Genomic DNA, 21,438 nt, shown 5'->3' on the forward strand with positions numbered 1-21,438 from the left:
GCCGTTCGGCTAGTAGTTCCCCTTACCGGGCCCACAGGGGACTTGCACCCCCAAGTCATCCGGCCAGCACCACCTGTACCAGAACAGCGCCCGTCAAGGCGCTACGCGCCATGCCTGGCGCACCAAATGAAAAACGCCGTCCCGCGGGACGGCGCTTGCTCGCTACATTGGCACGTTCACTGACGCGCCGGGCGACTCCGTTCAGTGCTCACCGGCAGGGCCACCGATGCCTTCGCCCGGACGACGGCCCGAATCACCGCTGCCGGATGACGAGCTGGCAGCCGGAGACACCTCTTCATCGGACGCGTTGCCTCCGGCGCCCGGGCCATTCCAACCCTGCGGCGGTCGTGGTGTCTTGCCGGCCATGATGTCGTCGATCTGGTAGCGATCGATGGTCTCGTACCGCATCAGCGCGTCGGCCATCATTTCCAGCTTGTCGCGGTTCTCGATCAGCAGGTTGCGAGCGGTCTCGTAACAGTTGTCAATGATCGAGCGCACTTCCTCGTCGATACGCTGGGCCGTTTCCGGCGAATAGACCGTATGGCTCTGACCCGCGGAGCGCCCCAGGAACGGCTCCTCGCTATCCGTATCGTACTGCAGCGGGCCCAGTTTCTCGGACAGCCCCCAGCGCGTCACCATGTTGCGGGCCAGGGACGTGGCGCGCTCGATGTCGTTGGACGCGCCGGTGGTCACACCCTCGAAGCCCAACGTCAGCTCCTCGGCGATACGGCCACCGAACAGGCTACAGATCGAGCTGATCAGGTAACGCTTGGAGTGGCTGTACTTATCCTCTTCCGGCAGGAACATGGTGACACCCAGTGCCCGACCGCGCGGAATGATGCTGACCTTGTACACCGGATCGTGTTCCGGCACGAGGCGCCCGACAATCGCGTGACCGGATTCGTGGTACGCGGTGTTGAGCTTCTCTTTCTCGTTCATGACCATGGATTTGCGCTCGGCGCCCATCATGATCTTGTCCTTGGCCAGCTCCAGCTCTTCCATGGACACCAGCCGCTGGTTCCGACGCGCTGCAAACAGGGCAGCCTCGTTCACCAGGTTGGCCAGGTCGGCACCGGAGAAGCCGGGCGTGCCGCGGGCGATCACCTTGGGATCGACACCATCGGCCAGGGGCACTTTCTTCAGGTGCACCTTGAGAATCTGTTCGCGGCCAATGATGTCCGGCAGGTTGACCACGACCTGACGGTCAAAACGGCCCGGGCGCAGCAACGCCGGGTCCAGCACGTCCGGACGGTTGGTCGCGGCAATGACGATAACGCCCTCGTTACCCTCGAAGCCGTCCATTTCCACCAGCAGCTGGTTCAGGGTCTGTTCGCGCTCGTCGTGACCGCCCCCGAGACCGGCGCCACGATGGCGACCAACGGCATCGATCTCGTCAATGAAGATAATGCACGGGCTCTGCTTCTTGGCCTGCTCGAACATATCGCGGACACGGGACGCACCCACACCTACGAACATTTCCACGAAATCGGAACCGGATATGGAGAAGAAAGGCACCTTGGCCTCGCCGGCAATCGCCTTGGCAAGCAGCGTCTTACCAGTACCCGGCGGGCCCACCATCAACACGCCTCTCGGAATACGGCCACCCAGGCGCTGGAACTTGCTGGGATCGCGCAGGAAGTCCACCAATTCCTTGACGTCCTCCTTGGCCTCATCCACGCCGGCAACGTCGGAGAAGGTGGTCTTGATCTGGTCCTCGCTCATCAGGCGGGCTTTACTCTTGCCGAACGACATGGGGCCCTTGCCGCCACCACCACCCTGCATCTGTCGCATGAAGAACACGAACAGGGCAATGATGATCAGGATCGGGAACGAGGCGACCAGCAACTGGGTCCAGATGCTCTGACGATCCGGTTCCTTGCCCACGATCTCGACGTTGTTGGCAAGCAGGTCGTCCATCAGCTTGTTGTCAGGGACCTGCGGACGAATCGTCTGGAAACGGGTGTTGTCTTCACGCACCCCCTGGATCTCCAGGCCGTCCACCGTCACCTGCTTGACTTGTCCCTGCTGCACCATCTGTACGAACTGGGAATAATTAACCTGCTGGCCGCTCGTCGTCGGCGAGAAGTTTTGGAACACCATCAGCAGGACGGCTGCTATGATCAGCCAGAGCACCAGATTTTTAGCCATATCGTTCAAGGGTCATCACCTGTGAATGTAAGGGCCGCCTACTCATGCCGCCCCGCAAGAAGATAGCCGGATGTCAAGCCGGCAACCCCTTCTACCTCAACCTTACATCAATTGTACGCTCCTAAACTAGCGATAGCGCGGTGTCGCATGGCGACCTGTCGTCGCACGCCACTGGTCCTGGAGCAGATCAGGCACCGCGGAATCCGCGGCATACCTGATAGACCTCGCGGGAACGCGACCGGGAAGCACCCGGCTTGCGGCTCACGACGGTCCTGAAATTCGTTTTCATGTCCTTGAGCAGGCTATCGAAGCCCTCGCCCTGGAAGACCTTGGCCACGAACACGCCTTCCGGGCGCAGCACCTGCTTGGCCATATCCAGCGCCAGTTCCACAAGGTCCATCGCCCTGGGGATATCAACCGCCGGCATACCACTCATATTGGGGGCCATATCCGAAATTACAACGTCGGCACGCGCTTCACCCAGCAGATCCAGCAACTCGTCCAGCACCGATTGCTCGGTAAAGTCGCCCTGCACGAAGTCCACACCGGCAATCGGGTTCATCGCCAGGATATCGCTGGCCACCACACGGCCATTGTGGCCAATGCGCTCCATGGCCACCTGGGACCAGCCCCCCGGTGCCGCCCCCAGGTCGACAACCAGTTGTCCAGGCTTGAAAAAGCGGTCCTTGTCATCCAGCTCGATCAGCTTGTAGCTGGCCCGGGACCGGTAGCCATCAACCTGCGAGCGCTTGACGTATTCGTCATCAAAATGCTCTTTCAACCAGCGCTTGCTGGATTTGGAACGCGCCAAACCGAACCTCCAGTAACAGACAGGCGACGGAGACGCTAAAATGCCCGAAGATACCCTGCCTAATAATACGTAGTGACAGCGATTCACCGCCTGCGGGCGGACTGCTACAATTCGCCGATTATACGGGATCGGCACCTGGACTGCCGCCCGACATTTTAAATCGCATCCATAAAGAGACTGAATTATGAGCCTGTCGCCGGAACAGCGGCGCGCGTATCGCGCCATTGCCCACCACCTGAAGCCGGTCGTTATCATCGGCGACAAGGGTCTGAACGAGGGCTTGCAGCAGGAGCTGGACCGTGCGCTGAACGATCATGAGCTGATCAAGGTGAAGATCGCGAGCCCGGATCGGGATGAGCGGCGCGAGACCATCGAAGCGGTCTGCCGGGAGGCGGGCGCCGAGCTGGTCCAGATGATTGGCAAGAATGCCGTGATCCTGCGCCGCGCCGAGAAGCCCAACCCCAAGCTGTCCAATCTCCAGCGCTTCAAGGACTGAGCGTCACGGCGCTGGCTGTGCAGCGCCTTCAACCAGGCACCAGCCGGAACCCTCCGGCCCTACAAAAAAGCCGGCGATCAGCCGGCTTTTTTGTTTTCAAAACAACCTACTACAGGTGCTCAACCGCCTCGATTTCGTACTCGACGGTCCCCGAAGGCACACGAACGGCAACCACGTCGCCCTCGTTCTTGCCAATCAGGGCGCGGGCGATCGGCGACGTCACCGACAGCTTGCCCGCCTTGATGTCGGCCTCGTCCTCGCCGCAGATCTGGTACTGGACTTCCTCTTCGGTATCCACATTCACCAGCTTGACCGTCACCCCGAAGATCACCTTGCCGGTGTTATCCATCCTGGTGACGTCAATGATCTGGGCCGCGGACAGCTTGGACTCAATCTCCTGAATCCGGCCTTCGATAAAGCTCTGCTGCTCGCGGGCCGCGTGGTATTCCGCATTTTCCTTCAGATCGCCGTGCTCTCGGGCTTCGGCGATGGCTTCGATAACACGGGGACGGTCTTCGCTCTTGAGCTTCTTGAGCTCCGCACGAAGCGCCGCCTCACCGTTAATCGTCATCGGCACTCGATTGTTCATAGCGTTCAAATTCCTGAATGCAGGTCCTGGAGCCGGCGCACCGTCCGCTCCGGCCCGAATTTAATGGCGCGACAGAAGGCTTCGCCGCCCGCCAGGGTCGTGGTGTAGGTCACCTTGTGCTGCAGCGCGGACTGGCGGATCTGGGCCGAGTCCGAAATCGCCTTGCGGCCTTCTGTCGTGTTGATGATCAGCTGGATCTGGCCGTTCTTGATATCGTCGACGATATGGGGCCGCCCCTCGCGCACCTTTTTGACGCGCTCCACCTCGATGCCGGCCTCCTGCAGGGCTGCCGCCGTACCGGTCGTGGCCACCAGCCGGAATCCGGCGTCGATCAGGTCGCGGGCAACGGTCATCGCACCGGCCTTGTCCACATCGCGTACCGAGATAAACGCAGTGCCCTTGTCCGGCAGGCGGGTACCTGAAGCCAGCGAGGCCTTGGCAAAGGCTTCGTCGAAGCTGTCACCCAGCCCCATCACCTCACCGGTGGACTTCATTTCCGGTCCCAGTATCGGGTCGACCGACGGGAACTTGTTGAACGGGAACACCGATTCCTTGACCGCATAGTACGTGGGGACCACCTCTTCGGTGAAGCCCTGCTCCGCCAGGCTGGTGCCCGCCATGCAGCGCGCCGCCACCTTGGCCAGGGACACGCCGATGGCCTTGGAGACGAACGGCACGGTCCGGGACGCCCGCGGGTTCACCTCGATCACGTAGATGGTATCGTCCTGCCACGCCAGCTGGACGTTCATCAGACCCACGACTTCGAGCTCGATGGCCATCCGCTTGACGGTCTCGCGCATCTCGTCCTGCACCGCCTTGGGCAGGGTGTACGGCGGCAGCGAGCAGGCGGAGTCGCCGGAGTGCACGCCGGCCTGTTCGATGTGCTGCATGATGCCGCCGATCACGACATCCTTGCCGTCACTGACCGCGTCGATGTCGACCTCGATGGCGGCGTTGAGGAAGTGGTCCAGCAGCACCGGGCTGTCGTTGGAGACCAGCACCGCGTTGCGCATGTAGCGCACCAGCTCTTCCTCGTCATAGACGATTTCCATGGCCCGGCCGCCCAGCACGTAGGACGGGCGTACCACCAGCGGGTAACCGATCTCACGGGCCACCAGCACGCCTTCCTCGTGGCTGCGCACGGTGGCGTTCTGCGGCTGGCGCAGGTTGAGGCGGTTGATCATCTGCTGGAAGCGCTCACGGTCCTCCGCGCGGTCGATGGCATCCGGCGTGGTGCCAATGATCGGCACACCGGCCGCCTCCAGGCCACGGGCCAGCTTCAGCGGGGTCTGACCGCCGAACTGGACGATCACGCCGGCCGGCTTCTCCAGGTTCACGATTTCCAGCACGTCCTCCAGGGTGATCGGCTCGAAGTAGAGGCGATCGGAGGTGTCGTAGTCGGTGGAGACCGTTTCCGGGTTACAGTTGATCATGATGGTCTCGTAACCGTCGTCGCGCATGGCGAAGGCGGCGTGGACACAACAGTAGTCGAACTCGATGCCCTGGCCGATCCGGTTGGGGCCACCGCCGATGACGACGATCTTCTTGCGGTCGGACACTTCGGCTTCGCACTCTTCCTCATAGGTGGAGTACATGTAGGCCGTGGACGAGGCGAATTCCGCCGCACAGGTGTCGACCCGCTTGTAGACCGGGCGGATACCCAGGTCGTGGCGGTGCTTGCGCAGGCTGGACTCGGAGATGCCCAGCAGCTTGGCCAGGCGCGAGTCGGAGAAGCCCTTGCGCTTGAGACGGAACAGGGTGGCGTGATCGATGTCGGTCTTGCCGGCCGTCTTCAGCGCCGCCTCTTCCCGGATCAGGTCCTCGATCTGCACCAGGTACCACGGATCCACCTTGGTGTGACGGTAGACCTCGTCCACGGTCATGCCGGCGCGGAACGCATCGCCGATGTACCAGATGCGCTGGGCGCCCGGCACATTCATTTCCTGGATCAGGGTCTCGCGGCCGTTCTCGGTGGTCACATCGACCATTTCCTCGAAGCCCTCGGAGCCGACTTCCAGACCGCGCAGAGCCTTCTGGACGGATTCCTGGAAGGTGCGACCGATGGCCATGACCTCACCCACGGATTTCATCTGGGTGGTCAGGCGGGCATCGGCCTGGGGGAATTTCTCGAAGGTGAACCGGGGGATCTTGGTGACGACGTAGTCGATGCTCGGCTCGAAGGAAGCCGGCGTCACCCCCCCGGTGATGTCGTTCTGCAGCTCGTCCAGGGTGTAGCCCACGGCCAGCTTGGCCGCGACCTTGGCGATCGGGAAACCGGTGGCCTTGGAGGCCAGAGCCGAGGAACGGGACACCCGCGGGTTCATTTCGATGACGACCATGCGCCCGGTGTCCGGATGGATCCCGAACTGCACGTTGGACCCGCCGGTTTCCACACCGATTTCACGCAGGACCGCCAGCGAGGCGTTCCGCATGATCTGGTATTCCTTGTCGGTCAGGGTCTGGGCCGGGGCGACGGTGATGGAGTCGCCGGTGTGCACGCCCATGGCGTCGAAGTTCTCGATGGCGCAGACGATGATGCAGTTGTCGTTCTTGTCCCGAACGACCTCCATCTCGTATTCCTTCCAGCCGATCAGGGATTCGTCGATCAGCAGCTCGTTGGTCGGCGACAGGTCCAGGCCGCGCTCGCAGATTTCCTCGAACTCTTCCCGGTTGTAGGCGATGCCGCCACCGGAGCCGCCCATGGTGAACGACGGGCGGATGATGCAGGGGAAGCCGATGCTGTCGAGTACCTGCAGCGCCTCTTCCATGGAGTGCGCCAGGGACGCCCGCGGACATTCCAGGCCAATCGACTTCATCGCCTGATCGAAACGGTCGCGGTCCTCAGCCTTGTCGATGGTGTCGGCATTGGCGCCGATCATTTCCACACCGAATTCGGCCAGTACGCCGTGCCGCTCCAGATCCAGTGCGCAGTTCAGCGCCGTCTGGCCGCCCATGGTAGGCAACAGCGCGTCCGGGCGCTCCTTCTCGATGATCTTCGACACCGTCTTCCAGGTAATCGGCTCGATGTAGGTGGCGTCCGCCATCGCCGGGTCGGTCATGATGGTGGCCGGGTTGGAGTTGACCAGAATGACCCGGTAGCCTTCCTCACGCAGCGCCTTGCACGCCTGGGCCCCGGAATAGTCGAACTCACATGCCTGCCCGATGACGATGGGGCCGGCACCCAGGATCAGGATGCTCTTGATATCAGTACGTTTTGGCATTTCTCAGTAAACCTGTCAGCAGCTTGAGTCAGTCGTCAGCATTGGCCGCAACCGCGGCATTCCGTGGCGCACCTCAGGAGGCCTGCGAGCCTGCCCGTTCGTCCATCAGGCGAATAAAGGTGTCGAACAGCGGCGCCACATCGTGCGGTCCCGGACTCGCTTCCGGGTGTCCCTGGAAGCTGTAGGCCGGGCGGTCCGTGCGTCGGATGCCCTGCAGGGTGCCGTCGAACAGGGATTTATGCGTCATTTCCAGGTTGCCCGGCAGGGTGGACTCGTCCACCGCAAAACCGTGGTTCTGGCTGGTGATCATCACGGTACCGTCTTCCAGATTCTGCACCGGGTGGTTGGCACCGTGGTGGCCATGCCCCATCTTCAGGGTCTTGGCCCCACTGGCCAGGGCCAGCAACTGGTGACCGAGACAGATGCCGAAAACCGGGACGTCGGTTTCCAGGATGTCGCCGATTGCCTTGATCGCATAATCGCAGGGCTCGGGGTCGCCCGGGCCGTTGGACAGGAAGACGCCATCCGGATTCATCGCCAGCACCTCATCAGCCGGCGTCTGCGGCGGCACCACCGTCACATCGCAGCCGCGGGCGGCGAGCATACGCAGGATGTTGAACTTGATCCCGTAGTCGTAGGCGACAACCTTGTACCTGGGAGCCTCCAGCTCGCCGTAGCCGCTGCCCAGCGACCATTCGGTCTGGCTCCACCTGTAGGATGTCTTGCTGCCCACTTCCTTGGCCAGGTCCATACCCTTCAGCCCCGGGAACGCCCGGGCCAGTTCCAGCGCTCGCTCTTCTGTGGCATGCTCACCGGCCACAATCGCGCCGTTCTGGGAGCCCTTGTCCCGCAGGATACGCGTCAGCCGACGGGTATCGATCCCGGCGATGCCGATGATGTTGCTGTCCCGGAGGTAAGCGTCTAGGGTCTTGCTGGAGCGCCAGTTACTGGCCATCAGCGGCAGGTCGCGGATGATCAGACCGGCGGCCTGGATACCGGCCGACTCAACGTCTTCTTCGTTGATGCCGGTATTGCCGATGTGGGGATAGGTCAGGGTGACGATCTGACGGGAATAGGACGGGTCGGTCAGGATTTCCTGGTAACCGGTCATCGCCGTATTGAAGACGACCTCGCCACTGGTTTCGCCGTCAGCGCCGATGGCGATTCCTTTGAACAGGCTTCCGTCTGCGAGCGCAAGGATTGCTGGTGTACTCAAGGCTTGTATCCTCATCGAGTGGCGTATCGTTGGTTCCGAAACGGACCGGCTCCCTTGCCCGGGCAAAGAGGCCGCCCCTAACGTCACGAACAGGAGCGCAAGCGCAAATTCAGGTCGCAAAAAAGCGAGAGGGAGATTGCGACTCCGTCCCGCTTTTTCGTTGCCGATGAAGGCCGCCGCCTTCCCGGCTTTTTAAAACCACGCTTGGTGCAGTTAAACCGCCCTATTGTAAAAAATTTGGCAGCCGCTGTCCACGCCTAAAAGCCGGTCAGTCCTTGAGGCCGAGCACGTCCTGCATGTCGTAGAGACCCGCCGGACGCTCCGCCAGCCACTGGGCCGCACGCACGGCGCCCCGGGCAAACGTCATGCGGCTGCTGGCCTTGTGGGTGATTTCGATACGCTCACCGATACCGGCAAACAGGACGGTGTGATCACCCACCACGTCGCCGCCGCGGATCGTCTCGAAACCGATCTCCTTGCGCGGACGCTCGCCGATAAAGCCCTCACGGCCGTACACGGCGCACTCCTTCAGGTCGCGGCCCAATGCATCGGCCACCACTTCACCCATGCGCACGGCGGTGCCGGAAGGGGAATCCTTCTTGTGCCGATGATGCGCCTCGATGATCTCCACATCGTAGTCGTCACCCAGCACCTTGGCGGCAGTCCGCAGCAGGTTCAGCGCCACGTTGACACCCACGCTCATGTTCGGCGCGAACACGACCGGCACGGACTCGGTGGCCTGGCGCAGTTCCGCCTTCTCGGCATCGGTCATCCCCGTGGTACCAATCACCATTCGCTTGCCGTGACTCCCACAGAAACGGGCATTCTCCAGCGTCAGGTCCGGGAAGGTGAAGTCGATGAGCACGTCAAATGCATCCTTGACCGCCGCCAGGTTGTCCACCAGGGTAACACCGTTGCGGCCGATACCCGCGACCTCACCCGCATCGGCGCCCACGAGACTGCTGCCCGGCTCAACGACACCGGCGCCCAGCTCAAGACCGTCCGCCTCGTCGATGGCCTCGACCAGCACCTTGCCCATGCGCCCGGCGGCGCCCATGATTGCTACCCTCATATGCACAGTCCTTAGAATTTCATTTCGTCGAAGAAGCTTTTCACACCCTCGAACCAAGACGTCTTGCGCGGCGCGTGGTTGGACGCACTCTGGCCATCAAGGGTCTGCTGGAACTCTTCCATGAGCTCCTTCTGGCGCCGGGTCAGGTTGACCGGCGTTTCCACGATCACCCGGCACAACAGGTCACCGGCGGGACCACCGCGCACCGGTGTAACGCCCTTGTTGCGCAAGCGGAACAGCTTGCCGGTCTGGGTTTCCGCCGGAATCTTCAGCTTCACCCGGCCATCGAGGGTCGGCACTTCCAGCTCCCCCCCCAGTGTGGCATCCACAATGCTGATCGGCACCTCACAATACAGGTTACGCCCGTCCCGGGTGAAAATCGCGTGCTCGCGCACCGAAACCTGCACATACAGGTCCCCGGCCGGACCACCGTCCATGCCCATTTCACCCTCACCAGACAGACGGATCCGGTCACCGGTATCCACACCCGGCGGGACTTTCACGGACAGGGTCTTGGCCTGCTCGACCCGACCGGCACCGTGGCACTTCCTGCATGGATTCTTGATCACCTTACCGGAACCCCGACAGGTGGGACACGCCTGCTGCACGGCGAAAAAGCCCTGCTGCATGCGTACCTGACCAATCCCGCCGCAGGTACCGCAGGTTTCCGGCTGACTGCCCTTGGCGGCGCCGGAACCATCACAGGTATCGCACTCAATGTGCCCCGGCACCTTGATCTGGACCGTCGTGCCCTTGACCGCCTGCTCGAGATCCAGCTCCAGCGTGTAGCGCAGATCCGCGCCGCGGTTACTGCGCCCGCGGCCACCGCCAAAGATATCGCCAAAGACATCGCCGAAGATATCAGAGAAGCTGGCGCCGCCACCGCCGAAGCCGCCAGCTCCGGCCTGACCGTCCACGCCGGCGTGGCCGAACTGATCGTAGGCGCTGCGCTTGCCTGCATCGGCCAGGATCTCGTAGGCCTCACTGGCTTCCTTGAACTTGCTTTCGGCCTCTTCGTCATCCGGATTCCGGTCCGGATGGTATTTCATCGCTAACTTGCGATACGCGCGCTTTATCTCTTTCTCGTCTGCATCCCGGGAGACTCCGAGAATGTCGTAATAATCGCGTTTGGCCATGTTGTGATACCCGTTACAGATTCCGCCAGCCCGGAATCTTATGACTGCTCCGTGAGCACGCAGACACTGCCATCGAAGACAGCGCCCGGCCCACAAATTCTCAACCCATCAAACGCGCAAAACGCGGGAAGCTGACTCCCCGCGTTTTGCAACCCTCATGAAGACATGGATCTTACCGCTTGTCTTCGTCTTTGACCTCTTCGAACTCGGCGTCGACGGCATCATCGCCGCTGGACTGGGCCTGCTCGCCCTGCCCTTCGGCCTGAGCACCCTGCTCGGCCTGATCGGCGTACATCTTCTGCGCCAGTTCGGAAGACGCTTCGGTCAACTTCTGAGTCTTGGTTTCGATGTCGTCCTTGTCGTCGCCCTTCAGCGCTTCTTCCAGTTCGCTGATGGCGTTCTCGATGGACTCCTTCTCCTGCTCGGTAACCTTGTCGCCGGCTTCGCTCAGGGTCTTGCGAACGGCGTGGATCATACCGTCACCCTGGTTACGCGCCTGGACCAGCTCCTCGAACTTGCGATCGTCCTCGGCATTGGCCTCGGCATCGGCAACCATCTTCTCGATCTCATCCTCGTTCAGGCCGGAAGAGGCCTTGATCACGATGGACTGCTCTTTACCCGTCGCCTTGTCCTTCGCGGACACGTTGAGGATACCGTTGGCATCGATGTCGAAGGTGACTTCGATCTGCGGTACGCCGCGCGGTGCCGGCGGGATATCGGCCAGATCGAAACGGCCCAGCGACTTGTTCTGGGACGCCTGCTTACGCTCACCCTGGACCACGTGGATAGTCACCGCGGTCTGGTTGTCGTCGGCCGTCGAGAAAGTCTGCGACTTCTTGGTCGGAATCGTCGTGTTCTTCTCGATCAGCGGTGTGGCCACGCCACCCATGGTTTCGATACCCAGGGTCAGCGGGGTCACGTCCAGCAGCAGGACGTCTTTCACGTCACCGGACAGGACCGCAGCCTGGATAGCCGCACCCATGGCAACCGCTTCGTCCGGGTTCACATCCTTGCGTGCTTCCTTGCCGAAGAACGCCTTCACTTTCTCCTGAACTTTCGGCATCCGGGTCTGACCACCGACCAGGATCACCTCATCGATGTCGCTGGCATCAACGCCGGAGTCTTTCAGAGCCACCTTGCACGGCTCCAGACTGCGATCGACCAGTTCTTCGACCAGGGCTTCCAGCTTGGCGCGGGTCAGCTTGACGTTCATGTGCTTGGGACCGCTCTGGTCCGCCGTGATGTACGGCAGGTTGACGTCGGTCTGCTGGCTGCTGGACAGCTCGATCTTCGCCTTCTCGGCGGCTTCCTTCAGGCGCTGCATGGCCAGGGAATCACCGCGCAGGTCGATACCGCTGTCCTTCTTGAACTGGTCCGCCAGGTACTCGATAACCTTCAGGTCGAAGTCTTCACCACCCAGGAAGGTGTCACCGTTGGTGGCCAGCACTTCGAACTGGTGCTCACCGTCCACATCCGCGATCTCGATGATGGAGATGTCGAAGGTACCACCACCCAAGTCGTAGACGGCGACGGTGCGGTCACCGCTCTTCTTGTCCAGGCCATAGGCCAGGGCCGCGGCGGTCGGCTCGTTGATGATCCGCTTCACGTCCAGGCCCGCGATCTTGCCGGCGTCCTTGGTGGCCTGACGCTGGCTGTCGTTGAAGTAGGCCGGAACGGTGATGACCGCTTCGGTAACCTTCTCGCCGAGGTAGTCCTCAGCGGTCTTCTTCATTTTCTTCAGCACTTCGGCAGACACCTGCGGCGGTGCCATCTTCTTGCCTTTCACCTCAACCCAGGCGTCACCGTTGTCCGCCTTGGTGATCTTGTACGGCACCATCTTGATGTCTTTCTGCACGACGCTGTCTTCGAAGCGACGGCCGATCAGACGCTTGATGGCGTACAGGGTGTTGTTCGGGTTGGTCACCGCCTGACGCTTGGCAGACTGGCCAACCAGCGTTTCACCTTCTTCGGTGTATGCGATGATGGACGGCGTGGTGCGATCGCCTTCCGCGTTTTCAATCACCTTGACCTTGTCGCCATCCATGATGGCTACACAAGAGTTGGTGGTGCCCAGGTCGATACCAATAATCTTGCTCATTGAATGACTCCAGTTCCTTTATTCCTTAGCTCTGTTCTGCCCGAACCAGCATGCCCTGGATGCTGTTGTTCTGTCGGCTTGCGAACCGTTTACTGCCTATATTGGCTCAATCGTTTCTATTTCAAGCCTGCTCGTCGATTTTTGCGCCTTCCTCCGGGCGAGCGACCACAACCATGGCCGGGCGCACCAGGCGCTCGTTCAGGGTGTAACCCTTCTGGATGCAGGCCACGACGCTGTTGGGCTCGGCATCCGGCGCTGAAACCATGGACATGGCTTCGTGCAATTGCGGGTCGAATGGCTCGCCGACCGGATCGACCCGCTTCACATTGAACTTCTCCAGGCTGTTCAGCAGCAGGTTCAGGGTCATCTCGGCGCCCTCGCGAATAGACGCGACGACTTCGTCCGCCGAGGACTTGCCCTCGGTACTCTCAACGGCCTTCTCAAGGCTGTCCGCCACCGGCAGCAACTCTTTGACGAACTTCTCAAGCGCGAACTTGCGAGCCTTCTCGACATCGAGTTCGGCACGACGCCGCACGTTCTGCATTTCCGCCTGGGTCCGCAGGACCAGGTCCTTTTGCTCGGCAAGCTGTGCCTGCAGCGCTTCGACCTCGCTGACCTCGCCCTTTGACCCGCCTTCCTGACCCTGGGTCTGGCCGGCTCCGGCGTCAGCCTGCGCAGTCTCTTCTGAGGCCTCCTTCAACTCGTCTTCCACGTTCTGGTTACGGGTTTCTTCTGCGCTCATCAGTCACTCCTGATCAATCGTCGATGACGGCCCGGCCGCCCTTCTTGAATAGCTTGCCAGCGGATATGGGGACAGCTCGCCGGGCTTTCAACCACTTTTGCAACGATTGCTTGCAACCTGAAAGAATACTGTATACATTCACAGGTACTGTATATATGACCAGACGCCGGGCGCGACAGACGAAGTGCGCCGGCAGGACAGAACTGGAGCCACTCATGCTGAACCAACTGATCGTCGCCAATTACGCCATTGCCGAGCGCGTCGAACTGCAGTTCCGCCAGGGCATGACCACGCTGACCGGGGAAACCGGCGCCGGCAAATCCATTGTTCTCGATGCCCTCGGCCTCGTCCTGGGCGGACGCGCCGATGCCGGCGCCGTCAGGCACGGCGCCAAGCGGGCGGATATTACCGCCAGCTTTGACGTCAGCCGCATTGCCGAAGCCCGCCAATGGCTGGAAGCCCACGACCTGGATGACGAAAACGACTGCATCCTGCGCCGGGTGATCAGCAAAGACGGTCGCTCCCGCGCCTATATCAACGGCCAACCCTGCCCGCTGGCCGATTTGCGGGAACTGGGCGGCATGCTGATGGACATCCACAGCCAGCACCAGCACCAGTCATTGCTGCAAAAGGAAACCCATCGCAAACTGCTGGACGAGTTCGCCGACGCCGACAAGCTGGCGGGCGAGGTCCGTGCCGCCTGGAAAGCCTGGCACCAGACCCAGCAGCGGCTGGGGGAGCTGCGCGGCAACCGCGACGAGAACGAAGCACGCCTGCAACTGCTGCGCTACCAGGTGGAAGAACTCGACCGACTGGCGCTGGAAGACGACGAGCTGGACAACCTGGAAGCCGAGCAGGCTCGCCTGAGTCACGCTGAAACCGTCCTGCACAATTGCCACCAGGCGTCCGTCCTATGCAGCGAGGACGAGCCCAGCGCGGCCAGTCTGATCCAGCAGGCCCTGCAACAGCTCGAGCAACTGCCGGTGGAGATCCCGGCTCTGGCCGACACCCTGCAGATGCTGAACGAGGCCCAGATCCAGGTCAGCGAAGCCGGCAACAACCTGCGCCACTTCGTAGAAGACTACGACGCCGACCCGGCCCGCCTGGAAGAGGTGGAAGCCCGCCTGAGCACGATTTACGAGCTGGCCCGCAAGCACCGGGTGACCCCGGAGACCCTGGGCGAGCTACACACCCAGCTCCAGTCCGAGCTGGAGGAGCTGGACGGCGGCGAAGGCAGCCTCGAGCGCCTGGAGGCCGACGTGGCCGAACTGTTTGAGACTTGGCAGGCGAAGGCGGACGAGCTGACCAGCCGACGCGAGAAGGCCGCGGCGGAACTCGACAGCCGTATCGCCGGAGAGCTGGCCCACCTGAGTATGCCCTCCGTCCAGTTCGTTACCCGGCTGGCTCGCCACGAGAAGAATGCGCCTTCGGCGGTCGGCAACGAGGACATTGAATTCCTGATCAGCGCCAACCCGGGTCAACCCGCCCGCTCGCTGAGCAAAGTGGCATCCGGCGGCGAACTGTCGCGGATCAGCCTGGCCATCCAGGTGGTGGTCGCCCAGACCTCGACCATCCCCACGCTGGTCTTCGACGAAGTGGATGTGGGTATTGGCGGGGGCACTGCGGAGGTGGTCGGCCGTCTGCTGCGCCAATTGGGCGAGAACGGTCAGGTCCTGTGCGTCACCCACCTGCCCCAGGTGGCTGCCCAGGCCCACCAGCACCTGTTCGTCAGCAAGTTCAGCGAACAGGACGCCACCTTCTCGCGGATCGAGGCACTCAACGACGACGGCCGGGTCAAGGAAGTCGCCCGGATGCTCGGCGGTGTCGACATGACGGAGCAGACCCTGGCCCATGCCCAGGAAATGTTCCAGAAGGGGCAGGCCACACATCACTGATCACGGACGTTCCTGGCGGGTTCGGCGACCAGGGACGTTTCGCCCGAGAATTCCGCGCCGCGGATATTTCCCCCCACGCTCAACCCCGAGCGTTTACGAGGCAGCCCCCTGGGTCTGCCTCTTTTTTTTGGATCAATGACGCGCAACCACCCATCTTTTCGCTGCACCAACAAAAACGCCCCTGCGTCTGACGCCGGGGCGTTTGTTTCCCAATGACACGGGAGAAGACGGATCAGCTTTTCTTGATCGGCTTCACGTAGAGAATCAGGCTGTGGTCCACAATTTCGTAGCCGTGCTCACGGGCAACCTTACGCTGTTGTTCCTCGATCACCTGATCGTAGAATTCGACCACTTCACCGGATTCGGTGCAGACCATATGGTCATGGTGATCTTCCCGCGCCATCTCAAAGACCGCGTGACCACCCTCGAAGTTATGACGCAGCACAAGGCCCGCTGCCTCAAACTGGGTCAACACGCGATATACGGTCGCCAGACCGACATCATCTCCGGCGTCGAGAAGTTTTTTATAAACATCTTCTGCGCTCAGATGATGTTCCTCGGAATTTTCAAGGATGTTGAAGATCTTAACCCTGGGCAGGGTCACCTTGAGTCCGACCTTGCGTAATTCAGCGTTTTCAGATGACATGCTGCTGTTTCGCTCTTTGGTGTACTGTCTGCTTCCGTTATGATACCCATCCTGACACGTTCAGGCCAATAAACCGGCCCGGTCAGGCAAGCATTCCAAGATAGAGGATTCCACCCCCTGATGCAAAAGCTCGCCGCCCTACTCTCCCTTGTCCTGCTGGCCGGTTGCGTGTTTCCCGGCGTTTACAAGATCAACGTCCAGCAAGGCAACATAGTCGACGATGAAACACTCGCCCAGTTGCAGAAGGGCATGCCTCGCGAACAGGTCCACGCCATCCTGGGCACACCGATCATGCTCAACCCGGTGGACGACTCCCGCGAGTACTACATGTACACCTTCCAGAAGGGCGGGGGGGATATCAAGAATCAGCGGGTCATCGTCTACTATGACGGCGACAGCTACACCTCTTACGAAGCCCAGCTTCTGGACAAGACACCCGCCTACTAGCCTGCTAAAGGGGCCTGGAAACCTGCCCCATCAGTGCTGTTGTATCAATCTTTCTTCTTGCGGGCCCGGTTCAGCCGGGCCTGCTTGGGATCGATCTTGAGCGGTCGGTAAATCTCGACGCGGTCTCCATCGCGCAGCGCGTGCTCACGCGGTGCCTTGACCACCTTGCCGAAGATACCCATATCGGCGTTGTCCAGATCGATGTCCGGAAAGACCGTGCAGATATCCGACGCCTCAGCCGCCTCAAACGCTGTCGTTCCCTCAGGCACGTTGACCGGGCAGATCGCCTGCTTTTCCGGCGTGGCGTAGGCCACCTCGACGCGAATCGTTGGACCACTCACGGCGCTTCCCCTCCGTAGACCACCTTCGCCCTCTGGCAAAAGGCGTCCACCATGGTATTGGCGGCCTGGCCGAAAACCTTGCCGAACGTCATGCGCGCCAGCGAACCCGCCAGTTCGAAGCGCAGCTTCAGGATGACCTTGCAGGCATTCTCGTTCAGGGCCACGAACTCCCAACTGCCACCAAGATTGCTGAATGGCCCCTCCACCAGCGACATTTCGATCTGGTGCGGCGCCTCGAGCCGATTGCGGGTGGTCAGGCGATGCCGGACACCGGATTTGGCCACGTCGATGGAGGCCACGATCTCCGTGTCGCTAGCGGTGTGGATTTCCGTACCGTCGCACCAGGGCAGGAACTCGGGATAACGGTCGACATCGTTGACCAGGGCATACATCTGCTCCGCTGAATGCCAGACCAGGGCGGATTTTTCGATGACTTGAGCCATGCGGGACTGAACACTTCCTGCAATGAGATTGGAACACACCGGCCCGTGGGCCGAGTCAGACACTATGATAAAGCATATCGTTGTTGGATGCGGGAGTTGATGGCTCAGGGCCGGGTCGAGCCTGCACCGGCGTCGAACCCGGGGGAACGATCGCTTCCGATTTCTCCGGCTGGGGATCGCTCACCGGCTCATCCTCCGTTGCCGACCCATCGCCCGGGGTTATGCCTTCCGGGGGCGCTTCGGGCGAGGTGGCATCCGGAGTACCGGCCGGATCCTCTATCGGCGTGTCGCCACTGCACCAGAACGGAGAACCACCGCCGTTGCACAGCGACGCCCCGGACTGCATCGCATAGTGAATCCCCACGTACACGATGATCGCGGGCAGGATCAGCCGCAGGACCCAGACCCAGCAGGTCCGCAGCAACACCGGCGTGCGGCCGATCAGACGCGCCACCATGTCATCCGGTAGCGCCCAGCCAACGAAGAAAGCCAGCAGGATGCTGACTACCGGGATCAGCAACGTGCTGGTCACCATCTCGATCCACCGATACGGCGTGCCGCCCAACAGGGTAATGTCCGACCAGGCATTGAAGGAAAACAGACTGAGAAGCCCCACCAACCAGGCCGCGGCACCGACCAGCAGCACACACCGGCGTCGGGGCGCGGCCAGGCGCTCCTGCAGCCAGCTCACCGCCGGCTCCAGCAGGGCCAGGGACGAACTCCAGGCCGCCAGGACGATCATGGCGAAAAACGCCGTCAGCACGAACTGACCACCCGGCATCACACCGACGCTTTCGGGAATGGCTATGAACACCAGGCGAAACCCTTGCAGGGGTTCCCCGCCCCCGGTGCCGTGGCTGAATACCAGTGTGTAAAGCACCAGGCCGGCCACGATCGCGATCAACGTATCCACCAGCGCCACCGCCAGCACCGAGCGCTTGAGCGGTGTCGTTGGTGCGGAATAGGCGCCGAAGACGATCAAGATACCGGTCCCCAGGGAGAGGGTGTAAAAGGCGTGGGTCAATGCCTTGCGCACGCTGTCGAAGGTGACGTCTTCCGGGCGCATCACCAACAGGTAGTCGACGGCCGCCGGGAAGTTGCCGTGCTGAATGGCGAACACCAGCAATCCGCCCAACAGCAGCATGAATGCCGGCACGACCACCCGGAGAGCGCGTTCCAGACCACCGGTGACGCCCTGCATGGACGCCACCAGCACCAGGATCAGGAAGCCGGCATGCCAGCCCATGAAATGCCGGGCATTCTCCGGCTCCTGCACCAGCGACGCCAGGATTCCCGCCAGTTGGCGGGGCGAGGCATCATCGAGCCGGCCGTATGCGGCGTAGAACACATAGGCCAGGCAAATGCCGCCAATCACCGCGTAAAAGGTCAGGACCAGGAAACCGGCCAGCACACTGAGCCGGCCGCTCCATATCCAGCGGGGCGGCGCGCCGGCCCCGCGGGCCAGGCTGCCGATCGCGATCACCACGCCATGCCGGGCGCCACGGCCGATCACGGCTTCGGTCAGAACCAGGGGAAGAGTCAGGATCAGAAGACAGGCCAGGTAGAACAGGATGAAGACCCCGCCGCCATTCTGGCCGGCCATATGGGGAAAGGTCCACAGATCGCTCAGCCCGATCGTGGCGCCGGTCGTGGCCCAGAAAAAGGTGGTGCGGTGGGACCAGGAGCCGACCGGGGTTTGATAACGTCCAAGCATTCGAGTGTCCCGTCTGGTTAATTCGCTGATCTACTGAGCGCCTGAACGTGATTGCCGCCGCCCGCCGGGGTCGCGGCCGGTCCCTCCCCCGGAGTTCCAGCGCATCCATCGCTGGCCGCATTGTAGCGGAAACCCGTGACAGCATTCATCCACGAGCCCCGGCCCGGTGATCAACCCGTGACCCGCTTGTCACTACTGGGCTACAATGCGTCGTTTCGCCGGGGCGGCCTCTATCTTTCCGGCCGGCATCTTCATCGCTGGTCCACGCCCCATCGACATATCCAGGTAACGATTCGACATCCATGAGCAAGAAGAAACCGGGCACTGGCAGCAGCACGATTGCGCTGAATAAAAAAGCCAAGCACGAGTACCACATCGAGGAACGGTTCGAAGCCGGCCTGTCCCTGCTGGGCTGGGAGGTCAAATCCCTGCGTGCGGGCAAGGCCCAGCTGGTCGATGCCTATGTCCTGTTCAAGGACGGCGAAGCCTGGCTCCTCGGTGCTCACATCACACCGCTGAGCACGGCTTCCACCCACGTCATCTGTGACCCGACACGGACACGGAAGCTGCTGCTGCACGCCAAGGAAATCGCCAAGCTGATTGGCGCCACCCAACAACAGGGCCACACCTGTATTCCGCTGGCCTTGTACTGGAAGAAGAACAGGGTCAAGTGCGAGATCGCGCTGGTCAAAGGCAAGAAGCAGTATGACAAACGCCAGACCGAGAAAGAGCGCGACTGGAACCGCCAGAAGCAACGAATCTTGAGAGAAGTCAACCAAGCGTAAGATATTTCCCTGTCGCCTCTATTATCACTTCCGACCCACCCTGTCGCAGTCCTATACTGTTCCACTTCGGGTGGGTCCGCGCCCTGAGTCTGCAGTCCGACGCGACACCTCACCCTCTCACCACGGAATGACGAGAGGGCTTATGACTCGTATACGAACACCCATGACAGCCGTCGACCGCGCCTGGCTGCGCATGGAATCCCCGGAAAACCCCATGATGATCGGCGCCGTGCTGGTCTTCGACGAGCCGATTGACCTGCCGCGCTTTCGCCAGGTGCTGGAAGATCGCTTCCTGTGCTTCCGCCGCTTTCGCCAGATTGTGGAGCACGCCGGCGACCGCACCTACTGGCATGACGATCCGACGTTCGACCTGGACAACCACCTGCAGGTGGTCGCCCTGCCCGGGCGCGCCGACGAAGCGACCCTGCAATCCTTCGCCAGCGACCTGAACAGCACGCCGCTGAATCCCAACCGGCCGTTGTGGCAGGTCCATTACGTGGATAACTACCAGGGCGGTTGCGCGCTGATTGTGCGCATCCATCACTGCATCGCTGACGGGATCTCCCTGGTGCGGGTCCTGCTGGCGCTCACGGATGACAAGCCCGGCCGCCACCTGCACGCCGTCCCGCCTGGAACCCGTCCGGGCGAGAGCCGCTGGCAGTCGATCCAGCGCCGAGCTCGCGAGTGGCGCCACACCGCCGGCGCAGGCGTGGAACAGCTGCGCCACTTTGCCCATAACGTGCAGCAGGATCCCACGTACCCCCTTCGACTGTTGCGGACCGGCAGTCGCATTGGACTGGAGTGCGCCAAGCTCGGCCTGACCCCAGCCGACCCGCCGACACCGCTCAAGGGAGCACTCGGCGGTCGCAAGCAAGTGGCCTGGGCCTGCCTGCCCCTGAAAGACGTCAAGGACACCGCCCGTGCGCTCAAGGGCACCGTCAACGACGTCCTGATGACAGCCGCCACCGGCGCCTTGCACGAATACCTGCGGGAGGAAGCGTTCGACCTGCCGGACTGCGGCATCCGCGTTGCCGTGCCGTTCAACCTGCGCCCGCTGCACCAGCCGGTGGAAACCCTGGGCAACCAGTTCGGCCTGGTGCTGGTGCCGCTGCCGATCGACGTGGACTGCCCGCGCATGCGCTTCCGCCAGGTGCAGGATCACATGAACCGGCTCAAGCGTTCCTGGCAGGCCCAGGTCACCTACAGCCTGCTGGACCTGTTTGGGCGCGGCCCGGACATCCTCGAACGTCGGGCACTGGCATTACTCAGCCAGAAAGCCTCGGCGGTACTGACCAACGTGCCCGGCCCACGCCGCCCGGTCTACCTGGCCGGCGCCCGTCTGCGCCAGCCCATGTTCTGGGTGCCGCAGACCGGCGGCATCGGCATCGGCATGAGCATCTTCAGTTACACCGACAGCGTGCAGTTCGGCATCATCGTCGACAAGAAACTGGGCTTGGATCCGCAACGGGTGATGACCGCGTTCGAGAAGAGTTTCTACGACCTCCACGCCGTAGCCGGCACGCCCGGCACCTACCCACAGGTCGAGCGACGTGAAGTGGAACGGCGTAAAGCGTCGTCGTTCTAGTAGAAATACGGAGGCCCGCTCACACGAATGTCCTTGAAGTGAGCGGGGCTGGC

General features: G+C 61.9%; 18 protein-coding genes. 5 read left to right on the forward strand and 13 right to left on the reverse strand.

All coding sequences use genetic code 11. The features are described 5' to 3' along the window. Positions 1 to 201: 201 nt before the first annotated feature. Positions 202 to 2,157: an ATP-dependent zinc metalloprotease FtsH gene (gene ftsH, locus EZI54_RS15790; protein WP_242674495.1), complete on the reverse strand. Its 1,956-nt coding sequence runs from the start codon at positions 2,155 to 2,157 to the stop codon at positions 202 to 204. Between the two features lie 178 nt (positions 2,158 to 2,335). Then, on the reverse strand, positions 2,336 to 2,959 hold the full coding sequence (gene rlmE / locus EZI54_RS15795) for a 23S rRNA (uridine(2552)-2'-O)-methyltransferase RlmE (protein WP_131482850.1): 624 nt from the start codon (positions 2,957 to 2,959) through the stop codon (positions 2,336 to 2,338). A 184-nt stretch (positions 2,960 to 3,143) separates the two neighbouring features. On the opposite strand from rlmE, the gene yhbY reads away from it, so the two are divergent. Further along, entirely contained in the window at positions 3,144 to 3,455 is a 312-nt protein-coding gene (yhbY, locus tag EZI54_RS15800) for a ribosome assembly RNA-binding protein YhbY (protein WP_131482851.1), read from the forward strand. Positions 3,456 to 3,564: 109 nt separating this feature from the next. Here yhbY and greA read toward each other — a convergent pair whose 3' ends face one another. From greA to grpE, 7 genes are all read right to left on the reverse strand, one after another. Then, a complete protein-coding gene (gene greA, locus EZI54_RS15805) occupies positions 3,565 to 4,044 on the reverse strand; it encodes a transcription elongation factor GreA (RefSeq protein WP_131482852.1) in 480 nt (159 codons plus the stop codon). Positions 4,045 to 4,049: 5 nt separating this feature from the next. Continuing rightward, the gene (gene carB, locus EZI54_RS15810; RefSeq protein WP_131482853.1) at positions 4,050 to 7,265 is read right to left on the reverse strand and encodes a carbamoyl-phosphate synthase large subunit; all 3,216 of its coding nucleotides are present in this window, start codon (positions 7,263 to 7,265) and stop codon (positions 4,050 to 4,052) included. 73 nt (positions 7,266 to 7,338) lie between these two features. Further along, on the reverse strand, positions 7,339 to 8,481 hold the full coding sequence (gene carA, locus EZI54_RS15815; RefSeq protein WP_207389239.1) for a glutamine-hydrolyzing carbamoyl-phosphate synthase small subunit: 1,143 nt from the start codon (positions 8,479 to 8,481) through the stop codon (positions 7,339 to 7,341). 268 nt (positions 8,482 to 8,749) lie between these two features. After that, the gene (dapB, locus tag EZI54_RS15820; protein ID WP_131482855.1) at positions 8,750 to 9,553 is read right to left on the reverse strand and encodes a 4-hydroxy-tetrahydrodipicolinate reductase; all 804 of its coding nucleotides are present in this window, start codon (positions 9,551 to 9,553) and stop codon (positions 8,750 to 8,752) included. Between the two features lie 11 nt (positions 9,554 to 9,564). Then, on the reverse strand, positions 9,565 to 10,689 hold the full coding sequence (dnaJ, locus tag EZI54_RS15825) for a molecular chaperone DnaJ (RefSeq protein ID WP_131482856.1): 1,125 nt from the start codon (positions 10,687 to 10,689) through the stop codon (positions 9,565 to 9,567). A 172-nt stretch (positions 10,690 to 10,861) separates the two neighbouring features. Continuing rightward, a complete protein-coding gene (dnaK, locus tag EZI54_RS15830; protein ID WP_131482857.1) occupies positions 10,862 to 12,787 on the reverse strand; it encodes a molecular chaperone DnaK in 1,926 nt (641 codons plus the stop codon). Between the two features lie 121 nt (positions 12,788 to 12,908). Then, positions 12,909 to 13,529, reverse strand: a complete 621-nt coding sequence (gene grpE, locus EZI54_RS15835) for a nucleotide exchange factor GrpE (RefSeq protein ID WP_131482858.1) — start codon at positions 13,527 to 13,529, stop codon at positions 12,909 to 12,911. A 215-nt stretch (positions 13,530 to 13,744) separates the two neighbouring features. On the opposite strand from grpE, the gene recN reads away from it, so the two are divergent. After that, complete coding sequence (recN, locus tag EZI54_RS15840; protein ID WP_131482859.1) at positions 13,745 to 15,424, forward strand: DNA repair protein RecN; 1,680 nt, start codon at positions 13,745 to 13,747, stop codon at positions 15,422 to 15,424. A 232-nt stretch (positions 15,425 to 15,656) separates the two neighbouring features. Here recN and fur read toward each other — a convergent pair whose 3' ends face one another. Beyond that, positions 15,657 to 16,070, reverse strand: a complete 414-nt coding sequence (gene fur / locus EZI54_RS15845) for a ferric iron uptake transcriptional regulator (RefSeq protein WP_131482860.1) — start codon at positions 16,068 to 16,070, stop codon at positions 15,657 to 15,659. Between the two features lie 120 nt (positions 16,071 to 16,190). Here fur and EZI54_RS15850 point away from each other — a divergent pair, with 120 nt between their 5' ends. Then, on the forward strand, positions 16,191 to 16,517 hold the full coding sequence (locus tag EZI54_RS15850) for an outer membrane protein assembly factor BamE (RefSeq protein ID WP_131482861.1): 327 nt from the start codon (positions 16,191 to 16,193) through the stop codon (positions 16,515 to 16,517). Positions 16,518 to 16,561: 44 nt separating this feature from the next. Here EZI54_RS15850 and EZI54_RS15855 read toward each other — a convergent pair whose 3' ends face one another. Genes EZI54_RS15855 through EZI54_RS15865 form a run of 3 tightly spaced genes read right to left on the reverse strand, consistent with a single transcriptional unit; the run spans position 16,562 to position 19,015 of the window. Further along, complete coding sequence (locus EZI54_RS15855) at positions 16,562 to 16,843, reverse strand: RnfH family protein (protein WP_131482918.1); 282 nt, start codon at positions 16,841 to 16,843, stop codon at positions 16,562 to 16,564. Between the two features lie 11 nt (positions 16,844 to 16,854). Next, positions 16,855 to 17,301: a type II toxin-antitoxin system RatA family toxin gene (locus EZI54_RS15860; protein ID WP_131482862.1), complete on the reverse strand. Its 447-nt coding sequence runs from the start codon at positions 17,299 to 17,301 to the stop codon at positions 16,855 to 16,857. 55 nt (positions 17,302 to 17,356) lie between these two features. Then, positions 17,357 to 19,015 (reverse strand): sodium-dependent transporter, encoded by a 1,659-nt coding sequence (locus tag EZI54_RS15865; protein ID WP_131482863.1) that lies wholly within the window; start codon positions 19,013 to 19,015, stop codon positions 17,357 to 17,359. A gap of 302 nt (positions 19,016 to 19,317) precedes the next feature. On the opposite strand from EZI54_RS15865, the gene smpB reads away from it, so the two are divergent. Both smpB and EZI54_RS15875 read left to right on the forward strand, forming a co-directional pair. Further along, entirely contained in the window at positions 19,318 to 19,800 is a 483-nt protein-coding gene (gene smpB, locus EZI54_RS15870) for an SsrA-binding protein SmpB (RefSeq protein WP_131482864.1), read from the forward strand. 142 nt (positions 19,801 to 19,942) lie between these two features. Continuing rightward, positions 19,943 to 21,385 (forward strand): WS/DGAT/MGAT family O-acyltransferase, encoded by a 1,443-nt coding sequence (locus EZI54_RS15875; protein ID WP_131482865.1) that lies wholly within the window; start codon positions 19,943 to 19,945, stop codon positions 21,383 to 21,385. The last annotated feature ends 53 nt before the right edge of the window (positions 21,386 to 21,438 follow it).

The sequence above is a fragment of the Marinobacter halodurans genome (genome assembly GCF_004327985.1).
Taxonomy (GTDB): domain Bacteria; phylum Pseudomonadota; class Gammaproteobacteria; order Pseudomonadales; family Oleiphilaceae; genus Marinobacter_A; species Marinobacter_A halodurans.